The organism is Ramlibacter algicola, from assembly GCF_016641735.1.
Taxonomy (GTDB): Bacteria; Pseudomonadota; Gammaproteobacteria; order Burkholderiales; family Burkholderiaceae_C; genus Ramlibacter; species Ramlibacter algicola.
Map to the genome: position 1 here is coordinate 3,752,344 of NZ_JAEDAO010000001.1, position 21,265 is coordinate 3,773,608.

The following is a 21,265-nucleotide window of genomic DNA, read 5'->3' on the forward strand; positions in this document are numbered from 1 at the left end:
CAAAACAATACCAACGCGCCCGCATGCAGATCTTCCGCGGCTTCCACCACCCAGGCATCGCCAAGGCCTGTGCGCTGACGATCGGCAACTTCGACGGCGTGCACCGCGGCCACCAGGCCATGCTGGCGCTGCTGAACAGCGAGGCGCGCCACCGGGGCGTCCCCAGCTGCGTGCTGACCTTCGAGCCCCATCCGCGCGACTATTTCGCCCGCGTGGCGCGCAAGCCCGAATTGGCGCCGGCGCGCATCGCGACGCTGCGCGACAAGCTGTCGGAACTGGCCACCTGCGGCGTGGACCAGTGCGTCGTGCTCCCGTTCGATGGACGCCTGTCCAGCCAGGGACCCGACGCCTTCATCGACGAGGTGCTGGTGCGCGGGCTCGGCGCCAGGTACGTGCTGGTGGGCGACGACTTCCGCTTCGGCGCGCGCCGCGCCGGCGACTACGCGATGCTCGATGCGGCCGGCCAGGCCAAGGGCTTCGACGTCGCGCGCATGAACAGCTACGAGGTGCGCAACCTGCGCGTGTCCAGTTCGGCGGTGCGCGAAGCGCTGGGCCGCGGCGACCTGGAGACCGTCGACGCACTGCTGGGCCGGCACTATGCGATCAGTGGTCACGTGGTCCATGGCCGCAAGCTCGGCCGCGACCTGGGCTTCCCGACGCTGAACCTGCGCTTCTCGCACTGGAAGCCGGCGGCCAGCGGCATCTTCGTCGTGCAGGTCCATGGCCTGTCGGACGAGCCGCTCCCCGGCGTGGCCAACCTGGGGATCCGCCCCTCGCTGGACCCCGACGACGTCAACGGCGGGCGCGTGCTGCTGGAGACGCATTGCCTGGACTGGCCCGCAACGCTGGGCCAGCAGGGGGGCTACGGTAAAATCATCCAGGTGGACCTGCTGCACAAACTGCACGACGAGCTGAAGTACGACAGCCTGGAAGCGCTGCGTGCCGGCATCGCGCGCGACGGCGACGCCGGCCGCGCGTACTTCGCGTCCACCCGCCGCCAGACCACGCGCGACCGAATTTAGAAGCGGGAGCTTCCGCTCGCTGCCCCTCGACAAGCTCAGGGCGAACGGATCCCGCTGCCGCTGATCGCCCCCTGGAGCGCGCTCCGTCCGGGCTGAGCCTGTCAAGCCCTGCGAGCTTTGCGATGCCTGATTCCAAGACCGACTACCGCGCGACCCTCAACCTGCCCGACACGCCGTTCCCGATGCGCGGGGACCTGCCCAAGCGCGAGCCCAAGTGGGTCAAGGAGTGGGAAGACGAGGGCCTGTACAAGCGCCTGCGCGTCGCGCGCCGCGGCCGCGAGAAGTTCATCCTGCACGACGGCCCGCCGTATGCCAACGCAGCCATCCACCTGGGGCACGCGGTCAACAAGGTCCTCAAGGACATGATCGTCAAGGCGCGCCAGCTCAAGGGCCTGGACGCCGCGTACATCCCGGGCTGGGACTGCCACGGCCTGCCGATCGAGAACGCGATCGAGAAGAAGTTCGGCCGCAACCTGTCGCGCGACGAGATGCAGGCCAGGAGCCGCGCCTACGCCTCCGAGCAGATCGCCATCCAGATGGCCGGCTTCAAGCGCCTGGGCGTGCTGGGCGACTGGGACCATCCCTACAAGACGATGGAGTTCGCCACCGAGGCGAACGAGATCCGCGCGTTCAAGCGCGTCATCGAGCGCGGTTTCGTCTACCGCGGCCTCAAGCCCGTGTACTGGTGCTTCGACTGCGGCTCCTCGCTGGCCGAGTTCGAGATCGAGTACGCCGACAAGAAGTCGCAGACGCTGGACGTCGGCTTCCGGGCCGACGACCCGCAGGCGCTCGCCAAGGCCTTCGGCCTGCAGCAGCTGCCCGCGGGCAAGGACGCCTTCGTCGTCATCTGGACCACGACGGCGTGGACCATCCCGGCCAACCAGGCGCTGAACCTGAACCCCGAGCTGGAGTACTCGCTGGTCGACACCGACCGCGGCGTGCTTCTGCTCGCCGCGTCGCTCGTCGAGAAGTGCCTGGAGCGCTACCACCTGCACGGCGGGCGCGTGCTGGCCACCGTGAAGGGCGAGCAGCTGGATGGCCTGCAGTTCCGCCATCCGCTGTACGACGTGCACGAGGCGTTCAAGCGCCTGTCGCCGGTCTACCTGGCCGAATACGCGACGGCCGAGGACGGCACCGGCATCGTGCACTCGTCGCCTGCGTACGGCCTGGACGACTTCAACAGCTGCGTCGCCCATGGCATGCAGTACGACGAGATCCTCAACCCCGTGCAGGGCAACGGCAGCTATGCGCCGGACTTCGCGCTGTTCGGCGGGCAGAACATCTGGAAGGCGGTCACGCCGATCATCGAGACGCTGGAGAAGGCCGGGCGCCTGTTCGCCACGCAGGGCATCGAGCACAGCTACCCGCACTGCTGGCGCCACAAGACGCCGGTGATCTACCGCGCCGCCGCGCAGTGGTTCATCCGCATGGACGAAGGCGAAGGCGTGTTCACCAAGGACAAGGCGCCCGCGACGCTGCGGCAGATGGCGCTGGCCGCCATCGAGCAGACCAACTTCTTCCCGGCCAACGGCAAGGCGCGACTGCACGACATGATCGCCGGCAGGCCCGACTGGTGCATCTCGCGCCAGCGCAGCTGGGGCGTGCCCCTGCCCTTCCTGCTGCACAAGGACTCGCACGAGCTGCACCCGAAGACGATGGAGATCCTCGACATCGCCGCCGACATGGTCCAGGCCGGCGGCATCGAGGCGTGGAGCAAGGCCGGCCCCGAGGAGATCCTCGCGCGCGTGGGCGCCGCCGCCGACGCGCCGCAGTACGCCAAGAGCACCGACATCCTGGAGGTGTGGTTCGACTCCGGCACCACGCACACCACCGTCCTCAAGGGCTCGCACGCGGGCGCCGCGCACGAGAACGGGCCCGAGGCCGACTTGTACCTTGAGGGCCACGACCAGCACCGCGGCTGGTTCCACTCCTCGCTGCTGACCGCCTGCGCGATGTACGGCCGCGCGCCCTACCGCGCGCTGCTCACGCACGGCTTCACGGTCGACAGCCAGGGCCGCAAGATGAGCAAGTCGCTGGGCAACGGCATCGAGCCGCAGCAGACCTGGGACAAGCTGGGCGCCGAGATCATCCGGCTCTGGGTGGCTTCGTCCGACTACTCGGGCGACATCGCAGGCGACGACAGGATCCTGGCGCGGGTGGTCGACGGCTACCGCCGCATCCGCAACACGCTGCGCTTCCTGCTGGCCAACGTCAGCGACTTCGATCCCGCCAAGGAGTCGGTCGCACCGGCGGAAATGCTGGAGATCGACCGCTACGCGATGAGCCGCGCGGCGCAGTTCCAGCAGGAGGTGCTGGCGCATTACGAGGTGTTCGAGTTCCACCCGGTGGTCGCCAAGCTGCAGGTTTACTGCTCGGAGGACCTGGGCGCGTTCTACCTGGACATCCTCAAGGACCGCCTGTACACGACGGCGCCGAAGTCGCTGGCGCGCCGCAGCGCGCAGACCGCGCTGTACCAGATCACGCACGCAATGCTGCGCTGGATGGCGCCGTTCCTGTCGTTCACGGCGGAAGAGGCGTGGAAGGTGTTCGGCACCTCCGAGTCGATCTTCCTGGAGGAATACGCCGAGATCGGTGGCCCCGATACCGCGCTGCTGTCCCGGTGGAACCGCATCCGCGAGATCCGCGACCTGGCCAACAAGGAGATCGAGGCCGTGCGCGCCGACGGCAAGCTCGGCTCCTCGCTGCAGGCCAACCTGGTGATCACGGCGCCCGCCGACGACCACGCGCTGCTCGCCAGCCTGGGCGACGATCTCAAGTTCGTCTTCATCGCGTCCGCCGTCGACCTGCGCGCGGGCGAGGACCTGAAGGTGCAGGCCGTGCCCTCGCAGGACGCCAAGTGCGACCGCTGCTGGCACTGGCGCGCCGACGTCGGCAGCGATCCCGCGCATCCGGAGATCTGCGGCCGCTGCGTCAGCAACCTGTTCGGCGCGGGCGAGCTCCGGGTGCACGCCTGATGGCCCGCGCTCTCGGCGGCAACGCGATGTCCACCGGGCTGCTGCCCTGGCTGGGCATCGCCCTCATCCTGGTCATCGCCGACCAGTTCACCAAGGTCCTGATCCTGGGCTACTACCACCTGGGCGACTCGACCTACGTCACCAGCTTCTTCAACATCGTGCGCGCCCACAACACCGGCGCCGCGTTCTCGTTCCTGGCGGCGGCGTCGGGCTGGCAACGCTGGCTGTTCACCGGCATCGCGGTCGCCGCGGTCATCTTCATCCTGTGGCTGCTGCGCAGCCACGCGGGGCAGCGGCTGTTCTGCTTCTCGCTGGCCTGCATCCTGGGCGGCGCCATCGGCAACCTGGTCGACCGGCTGCTGCACGGCTACGTGGTGGACTTCCTGCAGGTCCACTATGGCGGCTGGTACTTCCCGGCCTTCAACGTCGCCGACGCCGCCATCACGATCGGGGCCGCCGGCCTGATCCTCGACGAGCTCCTGCGCGTGCGGCGCGCACGCTGACACGCACGGGGGCTCAGCAGGACTATCATCGGGTGCCTCAAGCATGAAGCACCTGCTCAACCTGCTGGCGGCCGTCGCGTTGCTGGTCTGGGGCACCCACCTCGTCCGGGCCGGCATCCTCCGCGTCTTCGGCGCCAACCTGCGCCACGTCCTGGCCCGGAGCCTCGGCAACCGGTTCACCGCGGCCCTGTCCGGCATCGGCGTCACCGCCCTGCTGCAATCCAGCACGGCCACGGCCCTCATCGTCTCGTCGTTCGTCGGCCAGGGCCTGATCACCCTGCCGCTCGCGCTGGCCGTGATGCTGGGCGCCGACGTCGGCACCAGCCTGATGGCGGTCGTGTTCTCGTTCGACCTGTCCTGGCTGTCGCCGCTGCTGATCTTCCTGGGCGTCGTGCTGTTCATCTCGCGCCCCGCCACCAACATCGGCCGCTTCGGCCGCGTGCTGATCGGCCTTGGGCTGATGCTGCTGGCGCTGCGCCTGATTTCCGAGTCGACCCAGATCATGGTGCGCTCGCCGGTCGTCCAGGCCCTGCTCGCCTCCATCAACAGCGAGCGGCCGCTCGAGATCCTGGTCGGCGCGGGCCTCGCGCTGCTCTCGTACTCCAGCCTGGCCATCGTGCTGCTGGTCGCGGCGCTCACCGCCACCGGCGTCGTCGCGCCCGACATGGCCCTGGGCCTGGTGCTGGGCGCCAACCTGGGCAGCGGCCTGCTGAGCGTGCTGACCACCGCCCGTGCCAGCGTCGAAGTGCGGCACGTGCCACTGGGCAACCTGGTGTTCAAGCTGCTCGGGGTGGCGGCGGCGGTGCCGTTCATCCCGTTGTGGCTGCAGTACGCGCGCCCGCACCTGGTCAACGACGCCGGCGGCGTGGTGCTGTTCCACCTGGCCTTCAACATCGCGATGGCCCTGCTGTTCCTCGGCTTCCTGCGCCCGGTCGCGCGGCTGGTGCTGGCCGTGCTGCCGCGGCCGGCGCGCAACCCGGTCGGCAGCCGCCCGCGCCACCTCGATCCTTCGGCCCTGGCCACGCCTTCGCTGGCCATCTCGTGCGCCGCGCGCGAGGCGCTGCACCAGGCCGACATCGTCGAGACCATGCTGCAGGGCATCCTCACCGTGATCCGCACCAACGACCTGCGGCTCGCCGAGGAGTTGCGCAAGCTGGACGACACCGTCGACGAGCTCTACTCGGCCATCAAGTACTACCTCACCAAGATCTCGCGCGAGGCGCTGGGCGAGGAAGAGAGCCGGCGCTGGACCGACATCATCAGCTTCACGATCAACATGGAGCAGATCGGCGACACGATCGAGCGCATCCTGATCGACATCGAGGACAAGAAGATCCGCAAGGGCCGCAGCTTCTCGGACGCCGGCATGGCCGAGATCGCCGAGCTGCACGCACGCCTGATCGACAACCTGCGCCTGGGCATGAGCGTGTTCCTCAACGGCTCGGTGCGCGACGCGCAGCGGCTGCTGGAGGAGAAGGCGCGCTTCCGCGACCTGGAGCACGCGTATGCCGCCACGCACCTGGAGCGGCTGTCCGGCAACACGGTGCAGAGCATCGAGACCAGTTCGTTGCACATCGACCTGATCAGCGAGCTCAAGCGCATCAACTCGCACATCTGCTCGATCGCCTACCCGATCCTCGAATCGGCCGGCGCGCTGGCGCCCAGCCGCCTGCGCAGCGACGTGCTGGCGACCGTCGACTCCGACGCTTCGGACTGACTTCGTGCGCGGCGCTGGCGCGCCGCGCACGAACGCTAGGCCAGCCGCAGCGCCATCACCCCGCCGACGATCACCGTCGTGCCAGCCGCGCGGCGCCAGGTGAAGGTCTCCTTCAGGACCAGCGTGCCGAGCAACGCAGCGAACAGCACCGAGGTCTCACGCAGCGCGGCCACCACGGCGACGGGTGCCCGCGTCATCGCCCACAGCGCGATGCCGTACGAGCCCAGCGACGCGGCGGCGCCGAGCGTCGCCAACGGCGCACGCGCCCGCGCATAGGGCCAGGCGGTCGCGAAGCCGCGCCGCCGCAGCACCAGCAGCCCGAACGGCCAGCCGTCCAGCGCGAACAGCACGGCCACGTACTGCAACGCATTGCCGCCGCCTTGCTGCGCCGCGCGCACGCCGAGCCCGTCGACCACGGTGTAGACGCCGATCACGACGGCATTGGCGAGCGCGAACGCGACGGCCTTGCGGTTGTCCAGCGCGTGGCGCGACAGGCCCAGCAGCAGCACGCCGGCGGACACCGCCAGCACGCCGCACCAGGCCACCGCGGACAGCGGCTCACCGATCGCGCTGGCTGACGCGACCGCGACCAGCACGGGCCCGAGCCCGCGCATCAGCGGATACGTCAGCCCGAGCTCGCCGTGCTTGTATGCCCCGGTGAGCGCCGTGTAGTAGCCGATGTGGATCACCAGCGAGGCCAGCAGGTACGGCCATGCCGCGGCCGGCGGCAGGCCGGCCACCAGGACCAGGGGCAGCCCCAGCAGCGAGCCGATCAGGTGGATGAGGGCGGTGTCGAGCGCCTTGTCGGTGCTGGACTTGACCAGCGCGTTCCAGCTCGCGTGCAGCAGTGCGCCGATGAGGACGGCCCCGACGATGCCCCAGGTGAGGCTCAAGCAGGGGCTCCGGCGTGCGTGCGCATGGTCGCCCGATCATAGGGCGACGGCTGGGCTGGCTCGCCAGCCGCCCGGGCCTACGCCAGTTCGAGTTCGCCGCGCGCCTTGACGCAGTAATCCAGCAGCGCGTCGATCTCGGTGGACTTGTCGAACACCGCGTCGGCGCCGAGCTGCGCGCAGCGGCGCCGCATGTCGGACGTCGCGTGGTTGCTCAGCACGATCACCTTCTGCCCGCGGCGGCGCTGGCGGGCCGCTTCGACGACGCGCAAGCCGCTGCCCTGGCGCAGGAACAAGTCGACCACGGCGATATCCCAGGCGTCCGGGTTCTGGACCAGCCACGCGCGAGCTTCCGCCTCGGTGTCCGCGAGGCCCACGGCCTCGACCTCGGCGAGCTCGTGCAGGGTCTCGATCAGGTTCTCGCGGATGGTCGGGCTGTCTTCGACGATGTAGGCACGCAGGGACATGGGCGCAATCGGTTCATCAAGGCCGCGCCGGTCGGTCCGGTACGGGAGTCGTTCCGATGGACTCTACCGGTGCGCCTTCGACGCGAGTGCAAGCGACGCCGCCAAGCGCCTGTAGGAAAGCGCGGGCACCACCCATCCGGTGCCCGCCCGCCGCGTCAGAGCGTGAGGATCGTGCAGCCGGTGGTCTTGCGCGCCTCGAGGTCGCGGTGCGCCTGCTGCACCTGCTCCAGCGGGTAGCGCTGGTCGATGTGGATCTTCACCTTGCCGCTCGTGACCATGCCGAACAGGTCGTCGGCCATCTCCTGCGCGGCCTCGCGCGTGGCGATGTGCGTGAACAGCGTCTGGCGCGTGACGTAGATCGAGCCCTTCACGCCCAGGATGCCGGGAGCGAACGGCGGCACCGCGCCCGAGGCATTGCCGAAGCTGGCCATCAGGCCGAACGGCGACAGGCAGTCCAGCGACTTGTCCCAGGTGTCCTTGCCGACCGAGTCGTACACGACCTTCACGCCCTTGCCGCCGGTGATCTCCTTCACGCGCGGCAGGAAGTCTTCCTTGGCGTAGTTGATGACGTGCGTCGCACCGTTCTCCTTCGCCAGTTCGCACTTGGCGTCCGAGCCCGCGGTGCCGATCAACTTCAGGCCCATCGCGCGCGCGAACTGGCAGGCGATCAGGCCGACGCCACCGGCCGCCGCGTGGAACAGCACGAAGTCACCTTCCTTCAGCCCGCCTTGCGGCTGCGTGCGGCGCAGCAGGTATTGCGCGGTGAGGCCCTTGAGCATCATGGCGGCGCCGGTGTCGAAGTCGATCGCGTCGGGCAGCTTGCACACCGTGGTGGCGGGCATGACGCGCACTTCGCAGTAGCTGCCGGGAGGCTGGCTTGCGTACGCCGCGCGGTCGCCGGGCTTGAGGTGCGTCACGCCCTCGCCCACCGCTTCGACGATGCCGGACGCTTCCATGCCGATGCGCGCCGGCATGTCCAGCTTGTACAGGCCCGTGCGGTGGTAGACGTCGATGAAGTTCAGGCCCACCGCCTTGTGGCGGATGCGGATCTGCCCGGGTCCCGGCTCGCCGACCTGCACGTCGACGATCTTCAGTTGCTCGGGACCGCCATGCTGGTCGATCTGGATGGCGCGGCTCATCGTGGTCTCCTTCTGTGATGCTTCGGGAAGGCGCGCATCCTGCCATGATTCGAGCAGGCACGCGCCGGGCTGCAGGCACATCCACGTACAGTGGCGGGATGCAGCAACGTCTCACCCTTCGCACGGCGGGCCTCCTCACATTGCCGCCGATGCTGTGGGCGGGCAATGCGGTCGTCGGCCGCGTGATGTCCGGCCTGGTGCCGCCGATCACGCTCAACTTCCTGCGCTGGGCGATCGCCCTCGTCCTGCTGCTGCCGCTCGCCGGCTGGGTCCTGCGCAGCGGCAGTCCGCTGTGGACGCACTGGAAGCGCTATGCGGTGCTCGGGCTGCTGGGCGTCGGTTGCTACAACGCGCTGCAGTACCTCGCGCTGAAGACGTCGACGCCGCTCAACGTGACGCTGGTCGCGGCCAGCATGCCGGCGTGGATGCTCGGGCTCGGCGCGCTGTTCTTCGGGCAGCGCATCACGGGGCGGCAACTGCTCGGCGCCACGATGTCCATCGCCGGCGTGCTGGTGGTCCTGAGCCGCGGCGCCTGGGACGTGCTGCTGCAGGTGCGCCTCGTCCCGGGTGACTTCTTCGTGCTGCTCGCGACCGCTGCCTGGTCGGTCTACAGCTGGCTGCTGGTGCGACCGGGCGACCCGCCCGAATTGCGCAACGACTGGGCCGCGTTCCTGCTGGCGCAGATGGTGTTCGGCCTCGGCTGGTCCGGGTTGTTCGCCGCCGGCGAGTGGATCGCGGGCCCGCAGCACATCGCGTGGAGCTGGCCGGTGGTCGCCGCCCTCGCCTACATCGCGATCGGCCCGGCGGTGCTCGCCTACCGCAGCTGGGGGCTGGGCGTGCAGCGCGTGGGCCCGAACATCGCGGGCTTCTTTTCCAACCTCACGCCGCTGTTCGCGGCGCTGTTGTCGGCGGCGTTCCTCGGCGAACTCCCGCACGCTTACCACGCGGTGGCCTTCGCGCTGATCGTCGGCGGGATCGTGGTCTCGTCGCGCCGCTGACGGCGCAGTCCCTGCCACCGGGCTACCCGGCCGCCATCGCCTGGCGGACGCGCCCTGCCGCCGGGATCGGTTCGACGGCGCCGTAGCCCTCCGTCGACAACGCCGCTGCGACGGCGGCGTAGCGGCCGGCCTGCTGCAGGTCGTCGCCCGCGAGCAGGCGCGCGATGAACGCACCGCCGAACGTGTCGCCCGCGCCGGTGGCGTCGACCATCCGGCAAGGGTGCGGCGCGATGCGCCAGCGCTGCGACGGCGTCGCGACCACTGCGCCCTGGTCTCCGAGCTTCAGCGCCACGGTCTTCGCACCGAGGCCCAGGCACCAGTCGACCAGCGCGTCGGGGTCGCGGATGCCCGTGATCGCCGCCACGTCGTCGAGGCTGGGCAGCAGGATGTCGCACAGGCGCATGACGTCGGTCATGACGGCACGTGCGCGGTCGACGGGCCACAGCTTGAGCCGCAGGTTGGTGTCGAACGACACCTGCACCCCCGCTTCGCGCGCCGTCGCGATGGCCGCATACGCCGTGTCGCAAGCTGACGGCGAGATCGCGAGGCTGATGCCCGACAGGTGCAGCACCTTCGCGGCCCGGATGCGATCGCGCGGCAGGCTCGAAGGCTGCATGCGCGCGGCGGCGGATCCAGCGCGCATGAAGCTGAAATGGTGGCCGCGCTCGTCGTGGTTGACGAAGTAGACGGCCGTGTAGGCGCTTGCGTCGGTGGCGACGCCGCCGTGGTCCACGCCCTCCTGGTCCCACAGCGCGCGCAGCAGGCGTCCATGCTCGTCGTCGCCGAGCGCGGACAGGTAGCCCGCGCGGGCTCCCTGCCGCGCCGCGGCGATGGCGAAGTTGGACGTATCGCCGCCGAATCCCTGCAGGTACTGGCGGCCGCCGCCGGCGCCGGTCTGGTTGAACTCCAGCATCGCCTCGCCGAGCGCGAGGATGTCCGCAGCACCCGTCATCGGCGTCTCAGATCCGGCCGTACTTGGCGAGCCCCTTGCGCAGCGACTTCTCCGCCACGATCAGCTTGGCCTGTTCCAGCTCGCGCTCGTCGATCTCCCGCGCCATCGCCAGCACCTCGGCGGCCTGGGCCTGCGGCACGACGACGACACCGTCGATGTCGGCGACGATGAGGTCGCCGGGATGCACGATGACGTCGCCCACCTGCACCGGCACCTGCGAGGCCACCGTCTTGTAGCGGCCCAGCGTGGTGCCGGGGCTCACCGAGCGCGCGAACACCGGGAAGTCGTAGTCGCGCCGGATCTCGGCCAGGTCGCGCACGCCGCCATCGAGCACCGCGCCGGCATGCCCGTTGGCGAACGCGCCCGCCGTCATCAGCCCGCCCCACACGGCGACGTCCGCCTCGCCGCCCTGGATCGCGATGACGATGACGCTGCCTTCGGGGGCCTCGTCGATCAGGTCCAGCGCGTGCTGCGGCGGCAGGAATTCGTCGGTGGCCGCCTCGAGGACGGTAGCGGCCGGGCCGACGATGCGCTTCTCGTTGATGCGCGGCTTGATCGTCGAATCCATGTAGCCGCGCTTGCCGCAGACCTTGTCCACGGCATCGGCGACCGAGGCGGTGGCCACCGAGCGGAAGCCTTCCACCAGCTCTTGCTGCGTCATGCTCTTACTTCCTTGGCCCGCGTCAGGGCTTGAACGTGTAGTTGGCACCGATGGCGGCGTTGGCCGGGATCGGCGGCAGGTCCTTGAACAGCTCCGGGCGCTTCTGCATCACGTTCACGATGTACTTCGGCTCCAGGTGCTTGTTCACGTCGAAGGTCGACTTGATGAAACCGCCCTTGTGCAGGCGGTCCTGCGCGCTGTGCAGCGCGCGATAGCTGTTGGCGGACAGGCGGCGGTCGGACTGCTGCACGTTGAACTGCATCGCGGTTTCCGCGACCTCGGGCTTGAGGCCCGGGATCCAGCGGGTCGCCACCTGCGCGGCCGCCTTCGGGTTGGCGCGCATCCACTGGTCGGCGGCCGAGACGGCGGCCAGGAACTTCTCCACCGTCGCCCCGTTCTTCGCGACCCAGTCGCGCGTGCCGACGTTGTAGCCGACGGAGGCGATGAGGTCGCCGCCGCGCGAGACCTCGACCGCACCGGGCACGTCCTTCAGGGCCACGATCGGCACCGGGTCCCAGCAGGCGAAGGCGTCGATGCCCTTGGACAGCAGCGCCACCGTCATGTCCGGCGGCGGCGTGTTCACCAGCGTCACGTCCTGCGTGGTGAGGCCCGCCTTTTCCAGCACGGCCAGCGTGTACAGGTGGTTGATCGTGCCGAACGAGGCGGCGATCTTCTTGCCCTTGAGCGTCTTCAGGTCCTTGGTGATGCCGGAGTCCTTGCCGGCGACCATCGCGAGCGTGCCGTCGGAGCCGAACTTGGCGGCGTTGCCGGTGTAGTTGCCCACGGCGACGAGGTCCATCCCACGCAGCACCGCGCCGATCATCGGCACGCCGACCTGCACCAGCTGGGTCTCGCCGGCCTGCAGCGCGTTGAGCGCGTCGACGCCGGTGGCATACGGGCGCGCGATCTCGACGTCCAGGCCTTCCTTCTCGAAGTAGCCGCGCTCCAGGGCGATCGGCAGGGCGATCTGGTCGACCGCGGCAACCCAGCCGGCCTTGACCTTGGTGGGCGCCTGCGCGAACGCGACGGCGGCGGACAGGCTGAGCAGCAGCCCTGTGATCCAAGTCTTCTTCATGTCTAAGCTCCTTCGGGTGGGAGCGGCTCCACCTTCGTCACCCAGTGCGGCCGGGCGACGGAAGACAGGTCCGCCTTGTTGACACCGCGCAGCTCCACGGTGTTGTCCTGCGTGCCGGTCACCCGGCCGAATTTCTGGAACGACAGCACGTGGAACCGCTCGGGCGGGAACGCCAGCGTCACCAGCACGTTGACCTTGCGCCCCTCGGCGGCCCGCACCGCGGGCGCCACCTTGCCCGGCGCCGTGGCACTGAGCCACCCCTGCCAGGCCAGCGACAGCAGCAGCACCGCCAGCACGATGCGGCCGCGCGGGGTGCGGAAGATCGCGCGCAGCAGCTTCATGCGGAACGCACCAGTTGCAGCACCTGCGCCGACTGCGCCTTGAACGCGTCGTCGTCGATCAGCGTGTCCCAGTGGCGCGGGCGCGGCAGGTCGATCGCGACCTCCTGCAGCACGGCGCCCTTGGACAGCACGATGACGCGGTCGGCGAGGAACACGGCCTCGCCCACGTCGTGCGTGATGAACAGGATGGTCGGGCGGCGCTCCTGCCAGATGCGCGTGAGCTCCTCCTGCAGCGTCATGCGCGTCTGCGCGTCGACGCTGGCGAAGGGCTCGTCCATCAGCAGGACCTCGGGGTTGTTCGCGAGAGCGCGCACGACGCCCACGCGCTGCTGCATGCCGCCCGACAGCTCGTTCGGGTAGCGCTCGGCGGCGTGGCCGAGCCCGGCCAGCTCGAGGTACTCGCGCGCGATGCGGTCGCACTCGGCCTTGGGCAGGCCGCGCATCTTCGGCCCGAAGCCGACGTTGTCCAGCACGGTCTTCCACGGGAACAGCGCGAACGACTGGAACACCACGCCGCGCTCCGGCCCGGGGCCGTCCACGGGCTTGCCATCCAGCAGGATGTCGCCACCCGTGTGCGGCAGGAAGCCGGCGATCATGTTCAGCAGCGTCGTCTTGCCGCAGCCCGAGGGGCCGACGATGGCGACGAACTCGCCCTGCTCGAGCGTGAACGAGACGTCTCGCAGCGCGTTGACGTTCTTGCCGGCGTAAGGGTCGAAGTAGGTCTTCGACACGTGATTGAGGTTCAGGCTCTTCATCGTTGCGCGCTCACCAGTCCCCAGCGTTCGCCGGTCGCCTTCTCGATCGGTGCCAGCACCCAGCTGTCCACCACCCACCACAGCAGGCCCAGCACCACCATGCCCACCAGGATCTCGACGACCGAGCCGGCACGGCGGGCGTCGAACATCATGAAGCCGACGCCGCTGGTGCCCACCACGATCTCGGTGGCGATCAGCGCGCGCCAGCCGAATCCGAGCCCGTTGCGCAGGCCGGTCATGATGTTGGGCAGCGCACCGGGAAGGATCACGTGCCAGATCACGCGCGGCGTCGAGGCGCCCAGGCTGCGCGCCGCGCGCGACAGCACCTCCGGCACCGAGCGCACGCCGAGCGCCGTGTTCAGCACCACCGGGAACAGCACGGTGTAGACGATCACCACGGTCATCGTCGTGAGGCTGAAGCCGAACCAGATCAGCAGGATCGGCAGCCAGGCGATGTCGCCGATCGCCTGGAAGAACAGCAGCAGCGGCCAGGTGACGCGGCGGGCCCGCTCGCTCAGGCCGACCAGCAGCCCCAGCGGGATGCCGAGCGCCATGCCGACCGTCGTACCCCAGAGCAGCCGCACGACGCTGTCCGCGAGGTATTCGGTGAGCACGCCCTTGTAGACGAGAGCCCCGAAGGAACGGACCACGTCCGCGGGTCCGGGGAGGAAGGCGGCCGGGAACATGCCGGAAGCCGCCACGGCAGCCCACAGCGCGACCACCGGGATGAAGGGAACGACCGCGGCGACGGCGGGCCAGCGCGCCGTGGTGCGCACATACCAGCCCCAGGCGGCCTGCAGCGACTGCGTCATGCGCGCACCACCAGTCCCCAGCGTTCGATCGTCGCGCGCTCCAGCGGCGCGAGCAGCAGCCGGTCCAGCAGCAGCCAGAGCAGGCCGATGACGATCATCCCGAAGACGATCACCTCGGTGCGGTAGAAGTCGCGCGCGGTGAACAGCATGTAGCCCAGGCCGACGTTGGTGGCGATCATCTCGGCGGCGATCAGGCCGCGCCAGGCGAACCCGAGGCCGGTGCGCACGCCGGTGACGATGTTGGGCAGCGCGCCGGGCAGCACGACCTCCCACAGGGTCGCCCAGTGCCCGGCACCCAGCGACGCAGCGGCGCGTCGAAGCGCGATCGGGATGCTGCTGACGCCCAGCAGCGTGTTGTAGACGACGACGAAGAAGACCGCGTTGAAGATCACGAACGTGATCGCCCCGAATCCGTAGCCGAACCACAGCGTGGCGATCGGGATCCAGGCGATGCCCGCCAGCACCGAGAAGAAGCGCAGCAGCGGCGTGAAGAAGGCGGACACGCCCCGGCTGAGGCCCATGGCGACACCCAGCGGGATGCTCAGCGCCAGCGCGAGCCCGGTGCCCACCGCCACACGCCCGAGGCTCGCTGCGATGTGGTGCACCAGCGTGCCATCGAGGATGGTTTCCCAGCCGGCGCGCAGCACCGCTTCCACGCTCGGGAAGACGCGCGGGTTCACGTCGAGCGCGCGGACGAGGGCTTCCCACAGCACGACGGCGGCGAGCAACGGCGCAGCGAAGGCCGCCGCGGCGCGCAGGCGCGGGAATTTCGGCGGGAGGAGGGAGACGGCGGCGAGTTCAGCCACGCCGGGTCCCGGTCGGAAGGGTTGTCTCCATGGTGTTCGTGTGCCCTGTCTGGATCGGGCAACAACTAAGATATCAGATTCCAGATATCGTATGCCACAGGGTTTTCGCGGTTAACATCCGCGTCGAACCCCCTTCCTTGCCGTGATCCCCGCCCCGAAGCTGGAACGTCCCAAGTCGCTGACCGACCTCGCGGAGGAACGGATCCGCGCCGCCATCGTCGAAGGCCGCCATGCGCTGGGCGAGCAACTCTCGGAGGCGGCGCTCGCCGCCGAACTGGGCATCAGCAAGACCCCCGTGCGCGAGGCCCTGCTGCGGCTGCGCGGGGACGGCCTGATCGACATCCAGCCGCAGCGCGGCACCTTCGTCTTCTCCCTGTCGCCGCGCGAGGTCGAGGAGATCTGCCTGTTCCGCGAGTGGGTCGAGGTGGCGGCTCTCGGCAGCGCGATGGCCGCGGACCGCCAGGCGCTCGTCACGGACCTGGAAGCGAACGTCGCCCGGATGGCACAGGCCCACGACGCGGGTGACTGGCGCACGATCCCGGTGCTGGACCAGGCCTTCCACCGCATCGTGATCGAGCACTGCGCGAATCCGTACCTGAAGCAGGCCTACGAGTTGGTCGCCACGAAGATCGCGGCCCTGCGTGCGCGCCTGCCGGAGGAGAACGACCGCGTGGGGCACTGCCAGGAGAACCACGCGGCGATCGTGCGCCTGATCCGCGAGGCGCCGGCCCACGAAGCGCAGCAGGTGCTGGCGCTGCATATCCGCGACACGCTGGATTCCTACCGCAGCGCCGTCGACGGTGCGGCCGCGGCGCCGGACGCCCGGCGGCGCGCGGCCTGAGCGCCGCTCAGAACGTCCCGGGGTACGCGCCGCCGTCGGCCAGGATGTTCTGGCCGACGATGTACGAAGCCTGCTGGCTGCACAGGAAGGCGCAGATCGCGCCGAACTCCCCGGCGTTCCCGTAGCGCTGCGCGGGCACCGTCTTGCGGCGCGCGTCCATCACGGCCTCGAACGTCTGCCCGGTCTTCTTCGCCGCACCCTCCATGTTGCCGCGCAGGCGGTCGGTGTCGAACGCACCGGGCAGCAGGTTGTTGATTGTGACGTTGGCCGACGCGAGCTTCTGCTCGCGGGCGACGCCGGCGATGAATCCCGTCAGGCCCGTGCGCGCGCCGTTGGACAGGCCCAGCGTGCCGATCGGCGCCTTCACCGCGCCCGAGGTGATGTTCACGATGCGGCCGAAGCCGCGCGACGCCATGCCGTCGACGGTCGCGCGGATCAACTCGATCGGCGCCAGCATGTTGGCGTCGATCGCCTGGATCCACGTGTCCCGCTCCCAGTCGCGGAAGTTCCCTGGCGGCGGGCCACCCGCATTCGTCACCACGATGTCGAAGTCCTTGCGCACCGCGAACACCGCGGCGCGGCCTTCGGAAGTCGTGATGTCGGCGGCGACCTGCAACACCTGCGCGTCCTTGGGGCGCGCCGGGTCGGCCAGCAGCCGGTCGACGGCTTCCTGCAACGCCGGGGCGCCGCGCGCGACGAGCAGCACGTGAACTCCTTCACGGGATAGCGCCTGCGCACAGCCGAAACCCAGTCCCTTGCTCGCGCCGCACACCAGCGCCCAGCGGCCCGCGATACCCAAGTCCATAGAATCGTCCCTACAAGAGTGGAGAGTGAGGAACGGACGATGATACGGCTCGCACGCAAGGCGCTGGGATGCGCCGTGATGGCCCTGGGGCTGGCCGCGGCAGGCGCCGCCCAGGCCCAGGAAGAGGCAGCGACCGTCAAGCGCGCCAGCGAACTGCGCGACGCACCGGCGGACACGGGCCGCACGCTCGCGACGCTGGACGCCGACAGCGCGGTCACGCGCCTGGGCGACCGGCAAGGCCCCTGGGTGAAGGTGAAGGCACCGGCCGGCACCGTCGGCTGGATGCACATGTTCGACATCGCGCCGGCAACCTCCAGCGGCAGCAATGCCGCCACGGGCGCGATGCGCGGCCTCACCTCGCTGTTCAGCAAGCCGGCCTCGCAGAAGACCACCACGTCGACGTCCACGATCGGCATCCGCGGCCTCGACGCCGAGGACATCTCGCGCTCGCAGCCCGATGCGGCGGCCGTCTCGCGCATGGAGGCGCTGCGCGCCACCGAGGCCGACGCGCGCCAATTCGCGAAGCAAGCATCGCTCGCCACGGCGCACGTCGATCCGCTGCCGGAGCCCGCACCCGCGCCAGGAGGCCAGCCATGAAACGCACCCTCGTCGCCGTCACGGCCGGCTTGCTGCTCGCCGTCTCCCTGCCCGCGTGCGCGCAGTCCAAGGGACTGGGTGCTCTCGGCTCCATCTTCGCTGGGGGGGGCGGCGGCCAGCCCTCGCCGGCCAGCGTTCTCGGCAACCTGCTGCCCGTCGTCGCGCAACCGGCGGCACAGCCGCAGGCCAACGACCTCTTCGCGCTGCTGTCGCAGTCGCAGGGCGAGATCGACGAAGGCAAGGAGATCGAGATCGGCCGCCAGCTCGCCGCCGTCCTGCTGGGCAGCAAGCCGCTGCTGGCGGACGCGCCGACGCAGCGCTACGTCAACCAGCTCGGTCGCTGGATCGCGATGCAGTCCACGCGGCCCTCGCTGCCGTGGACCTTCGGCGTGCTGGACGACCCGGGCTTCAATGCGTTCGCCGCGCCGGGCGGCTTCGTGTTCATCACCAAGGGCGTGCTGGACCGTGTCGACGAAGCGGAGCTCGCCGGCATCCTCGCGCACGAAGTGACGCACGTCACGGAGCGCCACCACCTGAACGCGCTGCGCAGCAAGGCGCGCGCAGGCCTGGCCACGCAGCTGCTCGCGTCGCAGATCCGCACCAACAACGCCGTCGCCGGCGCGCTGTCGCAGCAGCTGCTGGCGCTGGGCAAGAACCTGTACTCGAGCGGCCTCGACCAGGCCGACGAGTTCCAGGCCGACCGCACGGGTGTCACGCTGGCCGCGCGCTCGGGATTCGATCCGTACGGCTTGCCCGGCGTGCTGCAGCAGTTGCGCGTGCAGGCGCCGGACAACCCGCTGTTCGCGCTGTCGCTCTCCACCCACCCGCCCGCGCAGCAGCGGCTGGAGTTGCTGGGGCAGGCAATGGGCCACCGGCTCGACCCGCTGTCGGGCAAGCCGAGCGTGAAGATCGCGCAGCGGCTCGCGCCGGCCGGCACCGCGAAGCGCTGACGCTCAGCGCTGGGCGGCGCGGGTGAACACGTAGATGCCCGCGATGACCAGCGCCGTGCCGGCGGCGACCCAGCCGGTGAACGGCTCGCCCAGCAGCAGCACGCCCATCAGGATGGTCGACAGCGGGCCGACCATGCCGGTCTGCGCGGACAGCGCCGGCCCGATGCGCTCGATGGCCATCATCACCAGCAGCACCGGCACGGCCGTGCACAGCGTCGCATTGAGGACGGACAACCAGATCACCTCGGGCGCGACCGCCAAGGCGGTGTCCAACGGACGCAGCACGACGAACTGCACGATGCAGCACACGCACGCCACGGTGCTGGCCAGTCCCACCAGCCGCAGCGACCCAAGGCGCTGCACCAGCTGCCCGCTGTAGACCAGGTAGATCGCGTAGGTGACGGCGCTGGCGAACACCAGCGTCGCGCCCAGCACCACGTTGCCGCCGACGGTGCCGATCTCGTGGCCGAACACCAGCAGCACGCCCGAGTAGCTGATGGCCATGCCAAGCACCTGCAGGCGCCGCACCTGCTTGCGATACAGCAGCCACCCGAGCAGCAGCACCAGCGTCGGGTTGAGGTACAGGACCAGGCGCTCGAACGACGCGGTGACGTACTGGAGGCCGGCGAAGTCGAGGAAGCTGGAGAGGTAGTAGCCGAGGAAGCCCAGGCCGACGACACCCGCCCACTCGCGGCCACGCAGCGGTGGCTGCCCGCGGCTGGCCCACCAGGCCATCGCCAGGAACAGCGGCAGCGCGAACAGCATGCGCAGCATGATCAGCGTCACCGCGTCGACGCCGTGGCGGTAGGCGAGCTTGACGATGATCGCCTTGCCCGAAAAGCAGATCGCGCCCGTGACTGCCATCAGCAGTCCGGGCGCGAGGTTGGATTTGTCGGGTGCAGCGGTGGCGGTCAAGCCGCGATTGTCACCCGGCGGTCAGTCCTCTTCGACGAAGACGTCCTCGCGCTTCTTCTTGATCGACGGCAGCAGCACGATGACCAGCAGCAGGACGGCGGCGGCCAGCAGGCCCGCGGACAGCGGACGCGTGACCAGCACGCCCCAGTCGCCGCGCGACAGCAGCAGCGTGCGCCGCAGGTTCTCCTCCATCATCGGCCCGAGGATGAACCCGAGCAGCAGCGGCGCGGGTTCGGCCCCGAGCTTGATGAACATGTAGCCGACGATGCCGAAGAGGGCGACCATCCAGACGTCCCACGTGTTGTTGTTCGTCGAGTACACGCCGATGGCGCAGAACAGCACGATGGCGGGGAACAGCCAGCGGTAGGGCACCGTCAGCAGCTTGATCCAGATGCCGATCAGCGGCAGGTTCAGGATCACCAGCATCGCGTTGCCGATCCACATCGAGGCGATCAGGCCCCAGAACAGCTCCGGGTTGCTGGTCATCACCTGCGGGCCCGGCTGGATGTTGTGGATGGTCATCGCGCCGACCATCAGCGCCATCACGGCATTGGGCGGGATGCCCAGCGTGAGCAGCGGGATGAACGAGGTCTGCGACCCCGCGTTGTTGGCCGACTCGGGCGCCGCGACGCCGCGGATGTTGCCCTTGCCGAACGGCACCTCGCCCGGGCGCAGCGGCGTCTTCTTCTCGATGGTGTAGGCCGCGAAGGCGGACAGCAGCGCGCCGCCGCCGGGCAGGATGCCCAGGCCCGCGCCCAGCGCGGTGCCGCGCAGCACCGCCGGGATCATGTTGCGGAAGTCCTCCTTGGTCGGCATCAGGCCCTTGACCTTGGAGGTGAACACCTCGCGCTCGTCGGCGTGCTTGGACAGGTTGCTGATGATCTCGCCGTAGCCGAACACGCCCATCGCGATCACGATGAAGCCGATGCCGTCGGTGAGCTCGGGGATGTCGAACGAGTAGCGGGCGACGCCGGAGTTGACGTCGGTGCCGATCAGCCCCAGCAGCAGGCCCAGCACGATCATCGATACCGCCTTCACGAGCGAGCCGGAGGCCAGCACCACGGCGCCGATCAGGCCCAGCACCATCAGCGAGAAGTACTCGGCGGGGCCGAACTTGAACGCGACTTCGGTCAGCGGCGCGGCGAACGCGGCCAGGATCAGCGTGCCGCAGCAACCGGCGAAGAACGAGCCCAGGCCGGCGGCGGCCAGCGCGGGACCCGCGCGGCCCTGGCGCGCCATCTGGTAGCCGTCGATGACTGTCACCACCGAGGACGATTCGCCCGGCAGGTTCACCAGGATCGCGGTGGTGGAGCCGCCGTACTGCGCGCCGTAGTAGATGCCGGCCAGCATGATCAGCGCCGACACGGGCGGCAGCGCATAGGTGGCCGGCAGCAGCATGGCGATGGTGGCCACCGGGCCGACGCCGGGCAGCACGCCGATCAGCGTGCCCAGCAGGCAGCCGGCGAAGGCGTACATCAGGTTGATCGGCGTGAAGGCCACGCCGAAGCCGATGGAAAGGTTGTTGATCAGGTCCATGGCGTGTTCAACCCGCGATGAAGGAAGGCCACACCGGGAACTGCAGTTTCAGCAGGACGACGAAGGCCAGGTAGCTGCCGACGGCCAGCACGGTGGCCAGGATCGCCACCTCCTTGGCCTTGAATTCGTCGCCCGCCAGGGCGGCGACGAAGGTGAGTCCGTAGATGGCGACGATGAGGCCGAACGCCGGGATGCCCAGCGAGGGCACGCCGGCCAGCAACACGCCGAACAGGATGTTCGACCCGATGATGAATCCCAGCGGCCGCCAGGCGATGGCGCCCACCGGTTCCCCGTCCTCGGTCTCCACGACCAGCGATCCGAACACGACGACCAGGCCCAGGATCGCGAGCAGGATCCCCAGCATCAGCGGGAAGTACCCCGGGCCCATGCGGGCGCCGTTGCCAATGGTGTAGTGGGTCGCGCCCCAGGCGAAAGCCACGCCCGCGATCGTGAACATCAGGCCGGCGAAGAAGTCCTTCTGGCTCTTGATCCGCAAGCTCGTCTCCTT

General features: G+C 69.6%; 22 protein-coding genes. 8 read left to right on the forward strand and 14 right to left on the reverse strand.

What is annotated here, in order from left to right; translation table 11 throughout:
• The first annotated feature begins 23 nt into the window (after window positions 1-23).
• The 4 genes from I8E28_RS18375 to I8E28_RS18390 all read left to right on the forward strand — a co-directional run bounded on the left by I8E28_RS18375 (window position 24) and on the right by I8E28_RS18390 (window position 6,217).
• Window positions 24-1,022 (forward strand): bifunctional riboflavin kinase/FAD synthetase, encoded by a 999-nt coding sequence (locus I8E28_RS18375; protein WP_200789658.1) that lies wholly within the window; start codon window positions 24-26, stop codon window positions 1,020-1,022.
• A gap of 122 nt (window positions 1,023-1,144) precedes the next feature.
• A complete protein-coding gene (gene ileS, locus I8E28_RS18380; protein WP_200789659.1) occupies window positions 1,145-3,997 on the forward strand; it encodes an isoleucine--tRNA ligase in 2,853 nt (950 codons plus the stop codon).
• A complete protein-coding gene (lspA, locus tag I8E28_RS18385) occupies window positions 3,997-4,500 on the forward strand; it encodes a signal peptidase II (RefSeq protein WP_200789660.1) in 504 nt (167 codons plus the stop codon). Before ileS ends, lspA begins: the two co-directional genes overlap by 1 nt.
• Before the next feature lie 43 nt (window positions 4,501-4,543).
• A complete protein-coding gene (locus I8E28_RS18390; RefSeq protein ID WP_200789661.1) occupies window positions 4,544-6,217 on the forward strand; it encodes a Na/Pi cotransporter family protein in 1,674 nt (557 codons plus the stop codon).
• A 35-nt stretch (window positions 6,218-6,252) separates the two neighbouring features.
• On the opposite strand, the gene I8E28_RS18395 is transcribed toward I8E28_RS18390, so the two are convergent.
• The 3 genes from I8E28_RS18395 to I8E28_RS18405 form a co-directional block, all read right to left on the reverse strand.
• On the reverse strand, window positions 6,253-7,110 hold the full coding sequence (locus tag I8E28_RS18395; RefSeq protein WP_200789662.1) for an EamA family transporter: 858 nt from the start codon (window positions 7,108-7,110) through the stop codon (window positions 6,253-6,255).
• Window positions 7,111-7,187: 77 nt separating this feature from the next.
• On the reverse strand, window positions 7,188-7,574 hold the full coding sequence (locus I8E28_RS18400; protein ID WP_200789663.1) for a response regulator: 387 nt from the start codon (window positions 7,572-7,574) through the stop codon (window positions 7,188-7,190).
• A 155-nt stretch (window positions 7,575-7,729) separates the two neighbouring features.
• Complete coding sequence (locus I8E28_RS18405; protein WP_200789664.1) at window positions 7,730-8,713, reverse strand: quinone oxidoreductase family protein; 984 nt, start codon at window positions 8,711-8,713, stop codon at window positions 7,730-7,732.
• A 98-nt stretch (window positions 8,714-8,811) separates the two neighbouring features.
• Between I8E28_RS18405 and I8E28_RS18410 the strand changes: the two genes are divergently transcribed.
• Window positions 8,812-9,711 carry a DMT family transporter gene (locus I8E28_RS18410; protein ID WP_200789665.1) on the forward strand — a complete coding sequence of 300 codons (900 nt, stop codon included), beginning with the start codon at window positions 8,812-8,814 and terminating at the stop codon, window positions 9,709-9,711.
• A 22-nt stretch (window positions 9,712-9,733) separates the two neighbouring features.
• Here the strand turns inward: I8E28_RS18410 and I8E28_RS18415 are convergent, their stop codons facing one another.
• From I8E28_RS18415 to I8E28_RS20795, 7 genes are read right to left on the reverse strand one after another with little or no spacing between them, the layout of a single operon-like run.
• Window positions 9,734-10,663 (reverse strand): sugar kinase, encoded by a 930-nt coding sequence (locus tag I8E28_RS18415; protein WP_200789666.1) that lies wholly within the window; start codon window positions 10,661-10,663, stop codon window positions 9,734-9,736.
• Window positions 10,664-10,670: 7 nt separating this feature from the next.
• A complete protein-coding gene (locus tag I8E28_RS18420) occupies window positions 10,671-11,324 on the reverse strand; it encodes an RraA family protein (protein WP_200789667.1) in 654 nt (217 codons plus the stop codon).
• 22 nt (window positions 11,325-11,346) lie between these two features.
• Entirely contained in the window at window positions 11,347-12,399 is a 1,053-nt protein-coding gene (locus tag I8E28_RS18425) for an ABC transporter substrate-binding protein (RefSeq protein WP_200789668.1), read from the reverse strand.
• A 2-nt stretch (window positions 12,400-12,401) separates the two neighbouring features.
• A complete protein-coding gene (locus I8E28_RS18430; protein ID WP_200789669.1) occupies window positions 12,402-12,740 on the reverse strand; it encodes a hypothetical protein in 339 nt (112 codons plus the stop codon).
• The gene (locus I8E28_RS18435; protein WP_200789670.1) at window positions 12,737-13,495 is read right to left on the reverse strand and encodes an ABC transporter ATP-binding protein; all 759 of its coding nucleotides are present in this window, start codon (window positions 13,493-13,495) and stop codon (window positions 12,737-12,739) included. The genes I8E28_RS18430 and I8E28_RS18435 overlap by 4 nt, the downstream gene beginning before the upstream one ends.
• Window positions 13,492-14,307: an ABC transporter permease gene (locus tag I8E28_RS18440; RefSeq protein ID WP_200789671.1), complete on the reverse strand. Its 816-nt coding sequence runs from the start codon at window positions 14,305-14,307 to the stop codon at window positions 13,492-13,494. The genes I8E28_RS18435 and I8E28_RS18440 overlap by 4 nt, the downstream gene beginning before the upstream one ends.
• Entirely contained in the window at window positions 14,304-15,113 is an 810-nt protein-coding gene (locus I8E28_RS20795) for an ABC transporter permease subunit (protein ID WP_200789672.1), read from the reverse strand. Before I8E28_RS20795 ends, I8E28_RS18440 begins: the two co-directional genes overlap by 4 nt.
• A 142-nt stretch (window positions 15,114-15,255) precedes the next feature.
• Between I8E28_RS20795 and I8E28_RS18450 the strand changes: the two genes are divergently transcribed.
• Window positions 15,256-15,954 (forward strand): FCD domain-containing protein, encoded by a 699-nt coding sequence (locus I8E28_RS18450; RefSeq protein WP_200789673.1) that lies wholly within the window; start codon window positions 15,256-15,258, stop codon window positions 15,952-15,954.
• A 7-nt stretch (window positions 15,955-15,961) separates the two neighbouring features.
• Here I8E28_RS18450 and I8E28_RS18455 read toward each other — a convergent pair whose 3' ends face one another.
• A complete protein-coding gene (locus I8E28_RS18455) occupies window positions 15,962-16,759 on the reverse strand; it encodes an SDR family oxidoreductase (protein ID WP_200789674.1) in 798 nt (265 codons plus the stop codon).
• A gap of 39 nt (window positions 16,760-16,798) precedes the next feature.
• On the opposite strand from I8E28_RS18455, the gene I8E28_RS18460 reads away from it, so the two are divergent.
• Together I8E28_RS18460 and I8E28_RS18465 are read left to right on the forward strand one after the other, a co-directional pair.
• Window positions 16,799-17,356 carry an SH3 domain-containing protein gene (locus I8E28_RS18460; protein ID WP_200789675.1) on the forward strand — a complete coding sequence of 186 codons (558 nt, stop codon included), beginning with the start codon at window positions 16,799-16,801 and terminating at the stop codon, window positions 17,354-17,356.
• The gene (locus I8E28_RS18465) at window positions 17,353-18,306 is read left to right on the forward strand and encodes a M48 family metalloprotease (protein WP_200789676.1); all 954 of its coding nucleotides are present in this window, start codon (window positions 17,353-17,355) and stop codon (window positions 18,304-18,306) included. Before I8E28_RS18460 ends, I8E28_RS18465 begins: the two co-directional genes overlap by 4 nt.
• A 3-nt stretch (window positions 18,307-18,309) precedes the next feature.
• On the opposite strand, the gene I8E28_RS18470 is transcribed toward I8E28_RS18465, so the two are convergent.
• From I8E28_RS18470 to I8E28_RS18480, 3 genes are all read right to left on the reverse strand, one after another.
• Entirely contained in the window at window positions 18,310-19,170 is an 861-nt protein-coding gene (locus tag I8E28_RS18470) for a DMT family transporter (protein ID WP_200790450.1), read from the reverse strand.
• Window positions 19,171-19,242: 72 nt separating this feature from the next.
• Window positions 19,243-20,757: a tripartite tricarboxylate transporter permease gene (locus I8E28_RS18475; protein ID WP_200789677.1), complete on the reverse strand. Its 1,515-nt coding sequence runs from the start codon at window positions 20,755-20,757 to the stop codon at window positions 19,243-19,245.
• 7 nt (window positions 20,758-20,764) lie between these two features.
• Window positions 20,765-21,253, reverse strand: coding sequence for a tripartite tricarboxylate transporter TctB family protein (locus I8E28_RS18480; RefSeq protein WP_200789678.1), 489 nt, complete (start codon window positions 21,251-21,253; stop codon window positions 20,765-20,767).
• Window positions 21,254-21,265 lie beyond the last annotated feature (12 nt).